Raw genomic sequence first — 9,300 nt, 5'->3', positions numbered from 1 at the left:
TCGTCATCATCGTCGTCGAGATCATCATCATCGTCGTCGAAGTCGACATCGTCTTCGTCCTCGTCGAGATCGTCCTCGTCGAAGCCCTCGTCATCGAAATCTTCGTCGTCGGCGGCAAGCATGAACACCGAGGACTGCACCTTCTCTTCGAGCGCGTCCAGCGACGACGACCCGAACAGCTCCAACATGGGACGATTCTCCTGCGAGTGTGAACGGATGGACTGCGTGTATCTGATGTGCGGGAGTATCGGCAGGAGGCGCCCGGGACGCAAGCCGACCCTACGCCGATATACCCAAATTTACGCCGACGCTTTCTCGCGCTTCACTTCGCGCGTGACGCGCTTGCGATCGCTCGCCGCGAGCATGCGCTTGCGCAGACGGATGCTCTGCGGCGTCACCTCGATGAGCTCGTCGTCTTCGATGTACTCGAGGGCGATTTCGAGCGTGATCTGACGGGGCGGCTCGAGCGTAATGGCTTCGTCCGCGCCCTTCGAGCGCATGTTCGTGAGCTTCTTTTCCTTGCAGGGATTCACATCCATGTCGCCCGGACGCGAATTCTCACCGATGAGCATGCCTTCATACACGGCATCGCCCGGCGTCACGAACAGTGTGGAACGTTCCTGCAGCGAGAAGAGCGCGAAGGCCACGATGGTGCCGTTTTCCATCGACACGAGCACGCCGCGCGAACGCCCAGACAGCGGCCCCGCCCACGCCCCGTATTCGAGGAACCGGTGGTGCATGATGCCGGTGCCGCGCGTGTCCGTGAGGAACTCCGAGCGATAACCGAACAGACCACGCGCCGGCACGCGGTACAGCAGACGCACGAGACCCTGCCCCGGGTTCTTCATCTCGATCATCTCGGCCTTGCGGGGGCCGAGCTTTTCGATGACCACACCCATGTATTCTTCGGGCACGTCGATCGCGAGTTCTTCGAACGGCTCGAGCTTCTGCCCGTTCTCGTCGATCCGCGTGATCACACGCGGACGCGACACCTGGAACTCGAACCCTTCGCGGCGCATCGTCTCCATGAGGATGGAGAGGTGCAGTTCACCGCGGCCGCTCACGCTCCACGCGTCGGTGGTGTCGCTGTCTTCCACGCGCAGCGCCACGTTGCGCTCGAGCTCCTTGTACAGGCGCTCCCGGATCTGACGCGACGTGACGAACTTCCCGTCCTTGCCGGCGAAGGGCGAGTTGTTGACCACGAAGTCCACGCTGATCGTGGGCTCTTCGACGCTGATGCCGGCGAGTGCTTCCGGGTTGTTCGGGTCCGTGAGCGTCGTGCCGATGTCCACGTTCTCGAAACCCGCGAGCTGCACGATTTCGCCGGCGGATGCTTCGGCGATTTCGACGCGCTCGAGCCCTTCGTAGCCATACAGCTTCGACACGCGGCCACGCACGGGGGCAGCGCTGTTGTCGGGGGTCACCAGCGTGATGCTGTCACCCATCTTCACGGTGCCGCGTTCAATACGGCCGATCGCCAGACGTCCGAGATATGCGGAGTAGTCGATGGTCGACACGAGCATCTGGAACGGACCGTTCGCATCGGTCGGCGGCGGCGGCACGGTCTTCACGATCGTCTCGAAGAGCGGCTCGAAGTCCACTGCTTCAATGTCGAGATCCATCGTGGAGATGCCGTTCTTGGCCGAGCAGTACACGACCGGTGACTCGAGCTGTTCTTCGCTCGCCTCGAGCTCGATGAACAGCGACAGCACCTCATCGTGCACGCGCAACGGGTCGGCGCCCGGGCGGTCGATCTTGTTGATCACGATGATGGGCGTCCGACCGAGCTCGAGCGCCTTGCGGAGCACGAAGCGGGTCTGCGGCATCGGGCCGTCGAACGCGTCCACCACCAGCAGCACGCCGTCCACCATGCGGAGAATACGCTCCACCTCACCGCCGAAGTCGGCGTGGCCGGGCGTGTCCACGATGTTGATCTTCGTGTCCTTCCAGCGGATCGAGGTGTTCTTCGCGAGGATGGTGATCCCGCGCTCCTTTTCGAGCGGGTTCGAGTCCATCACGCGTTCTTCGACAACCTGATTTTCGCGGAAGGCTCCAGCCTGGCGGAGCATCTTGTCGACGAGGGTTGTCTTCCCGTGGTCGACGTGGGCGATGATGGCGACGTTACGAATATCCATAGCCTTGCAACCTAGCGGAGACCGGTCGGGAGAAACAACGGGGGACGCTAATCAACGCCCGAACCGTGACTTTGGCTCCCGGCCCGTCGCTGCACCATGTCCACGGCCACCTGCATGGCCCGAATGAGACTCTCCGCGCTCGCGATCCCCTGCCCCGCGATATCCAGCGCCGTGCCGTGATCGGGTGAGGTGCGCACGAACGGCAGCCCCAGCGTGATGTTCACGGCGCTCCCGAAGCTCGCCACCTTGATAGCCGTCATCCCGACATCGTGATACGGCGCGATCACCGCATCGAACTCGCCCCGCATCGCACGCACGAACACCGTGTCCGCCGGAAACGGCCCGTACATGCCGCAGTCACGCGCCACCGGGGCCAGCAGGTCGTCGTCCTCGGTGCCGAAGCGGCCACCGTCGCCGGCATGGGGATTCATGGCGCAGAGCGCAATGCGCGGCGCCGCGATGCCCAGATCGTTCCGCAACCCGGCCACGGTCGTGGCATGGGTTTGCACCAGCACGTCGTGCGTGAGCGCTGCCGGCACGTCGCGCAGCGCGATGTGCGTGGTGGCGAGCACCACCCGCAAGCGGTCACTGGCGAGCATCATGGCCGTGGGGACCCCCGCCAGATGCCCGAGCATCTCGGTGTGTCCGGGAAAGTCGTAGCCCCCCGCCTGCAATGCGTGCTTGTCGAGGGGGGCGGTCACCAGACCGTCGAGCACGCCGGCCAGCGCGAGCCGTGCCGCGCGCTCCACGGCCATCCCGGCGAAGCGGCCCCCCTGAGCCTCATCGGCCGCGGCGTCGCCCGTGGGTCGCCACGCGCCGAGGTCGTCGTCCACCGGCACGCCGGCCCGACGCGGCCCGATGACCCGCCACGACACGAAGGCGCTCAGCGCCGCGATTCGCGGATCACCGAGCGCCTTGGCGATGATCTCCGGACCAATGCCCCGCGGATCGCCGAGCGTCAGTCCCATGGTGATCACCGGTTGTCGCCTCCCTGCTTGGCCGGATCGTACCGCACGCTCACGTACGTCTGCTTCTTCAGGTTGTCGATGAGGCGCCGCATCTTGCGCTCCTCCGACAGCTGTTCACGAATGCGATCACGCGCCTCCGCCAGCGTCCATTCGCCGGCCTCGTCGAGGAAGGTGACCTGCGCCACGATGAACTTGGCTACGCCCGCCGATGGATCGGGGAGCGGAAACGGCTCGAGCACCTGGTTGAGCTTGGCCCCTTCGAGGGCATTGCGGTACGGCTCGGGGAGCTCGCTGCGCGGATACTCGGGAATCGACTTGTCCTCACCGCTCGCCGCGTCGTGGTACATCACGCTGAGCGAATCGAAGCTGCCGCCGGCCCGCCACGCGGTCGCGACGCTGTCGGCCAGCATCCGCGCCCGACGCTCGTCGGCCGTATCCACCTGCGGGCGGATGAGGATGTGCCGCGCCTTCACTTCGGCCGGCTGCACCCGGTCCACGCGGATGATGTGAAAGCCGAACGCCGTTTCGACGATCGGGCTCACGATCCCCGGATTGAGCGAGAACATCATGCGATCGAACTCGGGCACCATGCGGCCGCGGCGATTCCAGCCGAGATCGCCACCCAACTCGGCCGTCCCGTCCATCGAATACTTCTTGGCCATCAGCTCGAAGTCTTCCGGCCGCTTCTGCAGGTCGAGCCAGATGGAGTCGATCTTGGCGCGGGAGCGCTTCTTGGCGTCTTCGCTGGGCTTGGTGGCCACCACGATCTGCCGCAGCCCCACGCGCGCTTCCTTCGGGCCCACCCGGGCCTTGAAGACGTCGAACGCTTCCCGAATCTCGTCCTCGCCGACGTTCACCGACGTGACCTTGCCGTCGCGCTGCAGCTTCTGCATCACCTGCTGCTGCAGCTTGTCGCGCTTGAGCTGGTCGCCGGTGATCTTGCGCCACTCTTCCACCGTGCCCATACCGGCTTCCTTGAGCGCCTGCTTGAACTCCGCATCGCTCTTGAAGCGCTTACGCACGCCTTTCTCCTGATCGTCCACGGCGCTCGCGATGTCGCCGTCCTGCACTTCCACCTTCTCGGTCTTCGCCTTCTGCACGAGCAGTTCGGCGTCGATGAGCCGCTCGAGGATATCCGCTTCGAGCTTGGCCAGATCGGACGCGGACTCCACCTTGGCGCCCGACGCACGGGCCTGATTGACGGCGGTCATGAGCTCGGAGACCAGGATGACCTGATCACCCACCACCGCGGCGATGCCGTCGATGGGGAGCCCGCGCACGGAATCCTGCTTCGCGGCCGGCGCGTCGCCCTTGGGGGGCGTGGCCTGCGCCGCGAGGGCGGCCGGCGAAAGAGCCGCCGCCACGCTGAGCGTGACACCGGTGAGCACGGAACGGGAGAGCAGTCGAGGCATCATGCCGATAAGTACCCGGTGACGGGACCTGGGTTGCAACGGAATCCTGACGGGGACTCAGCGAACGCGCCCCGACCGGAGACCGGCCGGGGCGCGGAGGTACGCCGAGCTGACGATTACTTCTTCGTGGTGTCGGGCGCCGGAGCCGGCGCGGCCGGCTGCTGCGCGCCCGGGGCCGGAGCGCCGCCCGGCACCTTGCTCGAATCGCTCTTCGCGCGCACACCCTTCGCCAGCTCGATCACCTTGTCGAGGCCGGCTTCATTGATGTTGAAGCTGTACTTCTGCTGCACCGCGCGAGCCACCGGGTACGGCACGTCAACGAACGGCACTTCGTTCTTCACGAGCTTGCCGAAGAAGGCCTCGACCTTGGCGCCGGCGACCTTCTCCTTGTCACCACCCACCGCCTTCGCACTGTCGGCCAACTTGGCCGGCTCAACGCCGAGCGACGTCCACGTCTGCGACACCGCGTTCTTGAAGTTCAGGAACAGGTTCGACATCTCGGCCGTGTCCACCGTGGCCTTGGCGCTGTCCGCCTGACGGAGCACGAGTTCGTTGCGCACGATCTGCTTCACGAACTTCTCGACGAGCGTGTCCGGCGCCTGCACCAGCTGCGGACGGATCTGCGACGACGGCGGATACGCCGCCAGCCACTCGGCGAACCGGGCGGCGGTGAGCTTGCCCCCCTTGTACGTGGCCATCGCGTCGTTGTCCTTGCGGTAGCCAAGCGTGTTCTTCGCGATCGCCTTGGCCTTCACCGTGGCGTTCGCCTCGATCTTCACCTCGTTGCCGCTCTCGAGCTTCGCGAGATAGGTGCTCTCGGCGATCGCCACGTTCCGCTGCTTCGCGATCGGCGCGAACTTGTCCTTCACGTCGGCGAACGGCGAGCGGTAGATCACGTGGAAGCCGAACGACGTCTGGCAGGGCTCCTTCGAGATCTCGCCGGGCTTCATGGCCACGACGCACTTCTCGAACTCGGGCACCATCATGCCCTTGCCGAACAGGCCGAGGTCACCACCGCGCTCCTTCGCGCCCGGCTCATCAGAGCGGGCGGCGAGCGACGCGAAGTTGGCCGGCGTGGCCTGCTTGAGGATGTCAGTCGCCTTGGCCTTGGCCGCCGCGATCTGCTCGGGGGTGGCACCCTGCTCGGTCTTGATGAGGATGTGACGGGCCGCGTAGGCCTCACCGTTGTTGTAGCGCTCCTCGTCGCTGCCCGGGGCCTGATCATTCCAGCCCTTCGACACGTTGTCGTAGAACTTCTTGACGCGGATGTTGTCGAGGTTCGACCACAGCGCGTCCTGCATGACCTTGGGATCGGTGAGTGAATCACCCTTGGCCGCCGACAGGGCCACGAGCTGGTAGTTCACCCACAGCTCAGCGATCGAACGGGCCACGTCCTTCTCGAGCGGCGCCTGGGACTGCCCCAGGATCTCCGCGAGCTTGGCCGAGGAAAGCTGCTGGTTGCCGGCAGTCGCCGCCACGTCGGGATTGGACGCCGCGCCACAGGCCACGGCGAACGCGACGGCAGCGAGCACGGACAAACGGTAGGATTTCATGAAGGTCTGACTCTGGAAACGTGACGTGGGTGGGTTTACACGAGGGCCTTGAGCGCTCGGATGAGCCCCTCGAGCATTTCCGCCCCACCCAATCGGGTGAGCTTGAGGGCCAGCGGCTGTGCGCGACGGACATCCACCTGGAACTGTACGCCGTGGAAGGCCGCCGACAGCCCCTTGAGGCGCGGAACTGCGTCAGCCCTGAAAGTAATACGAGCCTCAGAGGCGCGCACAAGCACCCCCTCTACCCCCAGGGCGGCGCCGATCACACGCAGCATGGCACTGCCGAACAGCGCCTCGGCGGGCGCCGGGAGTGCTCCGAAGCGGTCCCGCACCTCCTGCCGGAGCGCTTCGATGGCCTTCGGATCACGCAGCGCCGTAAGCCGGCGGTACACGTCCAGCTTGGCCTCCTGCGAGGCGATGTAGTCGTCGGGAAGGAAGCTCGGGAAGTCGAGATTGACGTCGGCCGGAATCCACGACTTCTGGCCGTCGCCGTCGGACAGCTGCCGGACGGTCTCGTCGAGAAGACGCAGGTACAGGTCGAAGCCCACGGAGTGCACGAAGCCCGACTGCTCGGGGCCAAGGAGATTACCCGCGCCACGCAGCTCAAGATCCTTGAGCGCCACCCGGTAGCCCGCCCCCAACTCGGTGTGGTGCTCGAGCACCGCCAAGCGGCGCTCCGCGTCCTCGTCCACGCGGTCGGGGACCAGGAGGTAGCAATAGGCGCGGCGGTGCGACCGGCCCACGCGGCCGCGCAGCTGATAGAGCTGGGCGAGGCCCAGGTGGTCGGCGCGGTTCACGAACATCGTATTGGCGTTGGGCACGTCGAGCCCGCTTTCCACGATGAGCGTGGAGACGAGGATATCCACCTCGCCCTCCACGAACTGGCGCATGATCTTCTCGAGCTCGCGCTCCTTCATCTGCCCGTGCCCCACCGCCACGGTCGCCCGGGGCACGATCCGGCGCAGGTGATCGGCAATCGCTTCGATGGTTTCGATGCGGTTATGCACGAAGAACACCTGCCCGCCGCGATCGAGCTCGCGACTGATGGCCTCCTCGATGAGCGCGTCGTCGAACGGCTCCACGAAAGTGAGCACCGGCGAGCGATCACGCGGCGCCGTCTGCATGAGCGTCAGGTCGCGGAGCCCCGCCAGCGACTGATGTAGCGTGCGCGGAATGGGGGTGGCCGTGAGCGTAAGCACGTCGGTGGACAGCTTGAGCTGCTTGAGCCGCTCCTTGTGCTTCACGCCGAAGCGATGCTCCTCGTCAACGATGATGAGCCCCAGCTCCGCGAACTCCACGTCGGGACTCAGCAGGCGATGCGTGCCGATGATGATGTCGATCTGCTTCTTCTTGAGCTTCTCCACCACCACGGCCTGCTGGCTCGCCGTCTGGAAGCGGCTCATGACTTCCACCGTCACCGGGAAGTCGGCCAGCCGATCGCCGAAGCTGCGCGCGTGCTGCTCCGCAAGAATGGTGGTGGGTACCAGCACCGCCACCTGCCGCCCGCTCTGCACCGCCTTGAACGCGGCACGGATGGCGATTTCGGTCTTGCCGTAGCCCACGTCGCCCACGAGCAGGCGATCCATGGGGCGCTCACCCTCGAGGTCGCGCTTCACGTCCTCGGTGGCCTTGCGCTGATCGGGCGTATCCTCGAAGAGGAAGCTGCTTTCCAGCTGACGCTGCCACGCCCCGTCGGCCCCGTGCGCCGGGCGCGTAGTGACCTTGCGCCGCGCATAAAGCTGCAGGAGTTCCTGCGTCATCTCGAGGATGGCCATGCGCGTCTTGTCGCGCTGCGCCTTCCACTGCTTGCCACCCAGCTTGTGCAGCCGCGGCGGCGGCGCGTCGGTACTTACATCGCTCGCGCTGCGATACCGCTCGATCTGATCGATGCGGTACAGCGGCACATTCAGCCGGTCGCCCCCCTCGTACTCGATGACGGCGCTCTCGATGGTCGCTTCGCGCACGTACACCTTCTCGATACCACGGTAGATGCCAATTCCGTGTTCGAGGTGTACGACATAGTCGCCCGGCTTGAGCGCGCCGAGGCTTTCGAGCGAGGCACCGGTACTGTAGCGGCGCGTGCGGCGCAGCCGACGGTCACGACGGAAGATCTCGTGGTCGGTGAGGACACGCACCACGTTCGGCACCACGAAACCGCCACCCAGTACGCCGATGGCGAGCGACGCTGACACGGGGCCATCTTCACCGAGCAGTTCTTCGAGACGCTCGGCCTGCCCGGCGTTGTCGCAGAGAATGAGCGTGTGCAATCCGTCGCGCTGCAACCGGCGCAGCACACGCAGGTCGCGCGAGATGGTTTCGGGATGCCTCGTGGGGAACGTGACATCCGGCTCCGGTCCGGCCGGGACCAGATCAGCGGCGTTGGCGCTCGCCGCCTTTTGCGGCGGAAGGTTGAAACGCAGCGTCCCGAAACGCGCGAGCGTGCTCGCCATCTTGGGCGGCTCTACGAACAGCCGGTCGCGATGCGTGTACTCTTCCCCACGCCGCAACGCGATCTCGATGTGGTGCGCAGCCTCGTCCCACGTGCGCACGAGTTCGGGCAGCACACTGCTCCCGCCCGGCATCACCACCAGCGAATCGGCGGGCCACAGCTCAGGCAACGTGACCCGTTCGTCGGTGTCATCGACGCTCGCCACGCGTCCGTCTACCGGGAGCACGAGCGCGAGCTCGGCGTCGCGCGTGCTGCGCTGCGAGTTGAGGTCGAAGTGGCGGAGCTCGATGATGTCGTCGCCCCAGAACTCGAGGCGTACGGGCTCGGCCATGCCGAACGAATAGATGTCGAAGATGCCGCCGCGCACGCTGAACTGGGCGACGTCTTCCACCATGGGCACGCGTTCGAAGCCGATGCTCTCGAGATGGGCCGCGAGCTGTTCGGGCCGGCGCACATCGCCCTTGCGCAGTTCGAGACGCGCCCCGCTCAACGCCTTGGGGAGCGCCGTGCGCTCGAGCACCGCCCGCGACGTGGTGAGCAGGATGCGCACGCCGCTGCGGCCGAGTTTCTCGAGCGTTTCTACACGTTCGCCGGCCACTTCGGCGTGCGGCTCCACTTCGCCGAACCCTTCGCGCGGCGGATACAGCGCCACCGGCGTGTCGTCCACCAGGGACTGGAGATCGGCCAACCACCGCTCGGCGTCCCCCAACTGGTCGGTGATCACCACCACCAGACGCTGCGGTAACGCGCGCGCGAGGGCGGCGACCAGCACCGCATCGGCGC

The 9,300-nt window shown here is 66.0% G+C and carries 6 protein-coding genes; all 6 read right to left on the bottom strand.

Annotation, left to right across the window (positions count from 1 at the left end):
* A partial coding sequence (locus tag ACIQ6O_RS08785; RefSeq protein WP_396207403.1) for a hypothetical protein occupies nucleotides 1-188 on the bottom strand: 188 nt, incomplete at its 3' end.
* Between the two features lie 111 nt (nucleotides 189-299).
* Nucleotides 300-2,135 carry a translational GTPase TypA gene (gene typA, locus ACIQ6O_RS08780; protein ID WP_396207402.1) on the bottom strand — a complete coding sequence of 612 codons (1,836 nt, stop codon included), beginning with the start codon at nucleotides 2,133-2,135 and terminating at the stop codon, nucleotides 300-302.
* A gap of 47 nt (nucleotides 2,136-2,182) precedes the next feature.
* Nucleotides 2,183-3,103 (bottom strand): 4-hydroxythreonine-4-phosphate dehydrogenase PdxA, encoded by a 921-nt coding sequence (gene pdxA / locus ACIQ6O_RS08775; protein ID WP_396207401.1) that lies wholly within the window; start codon nucleotides 3,101-3,103, stop codon nucleotides 2,183-2,185.
* Between the two features lie 5 nt (nucleotides 3,104-3,108).
* The gene (locus ACIQ6O_RS08770) at nucleotides 3,109-4,518 is read right to left on the bottom strand and encodes a peptidylprolyl isomerase (RefSeq protein ID WP_396207400.1); all 1,410 of its coding nucleotides are present in this window, start codon (nucleotides 4,516-4,518) and stop codon (nucleotides 3,109-3,111) included.
* Between the two features lie 113 nt (nucleotides 4,519-4,631).
* The gene (locus ACIQ6O_RS08765) at nucleotides 4,632-6,047 is read right to left on the bottom strand and encodes a peptidylprolyl isomerase (protein ID WP_396207399.1); all 1,416 of its coding nucleotides are present in this window, start codon (nucleotides 6,045-6,047) and stop codon (nucleotides 4,632-4,634) included.
* A 56-nt stretch (nucleotides 6,048-6,103) separates the two neighbouring features.
* A partial coding sequence (gene mfd, locus ACIQ6O_RS08760) for a transcription-repair coupling factor (protein ID WP_396207398.1) occupies nucleotides 6,104-9,300 on the bottom strand: 3,197 nt, incomplete at its 5' end.

The organism is Gemmatimonas sp. (genome assembly GCF_044345575.1).
Classification (GTDB): Bacteria; Gemmatimonadota; Gemmatimonadetes; order Gemmatimonadales; family Gemmatimonadaceae; genus Gemmatimonas.
This window is presented reverse-complemented; position numbering and strand designations above follow the sequence as displayed.

Excerpts from the sequence above, each read along its gene's own strand:
- typA (WP_396207402.1), bottom strand. The coding sequence starts at position 2,135 with ATGGATATTCGTAACGTCGCCATCATCGCCCACGTCGACCACGGGAAG.
- pdxA (WP_396207401.1), bottom strand. The coding sequence starts at position 3,103 with ATGGGACTGACGCTCGGCGATCCGCGGGGCATTGGTCCGGAGATCATC.
- ACIQ6O_RS08770 (WP_396207400.1), bottom strand. The coding sequence starts at position 4,518 with ATGATGCCTCGACTGCTCTCCCGTTCCGTGCTCACCGGTGTCACGCTC.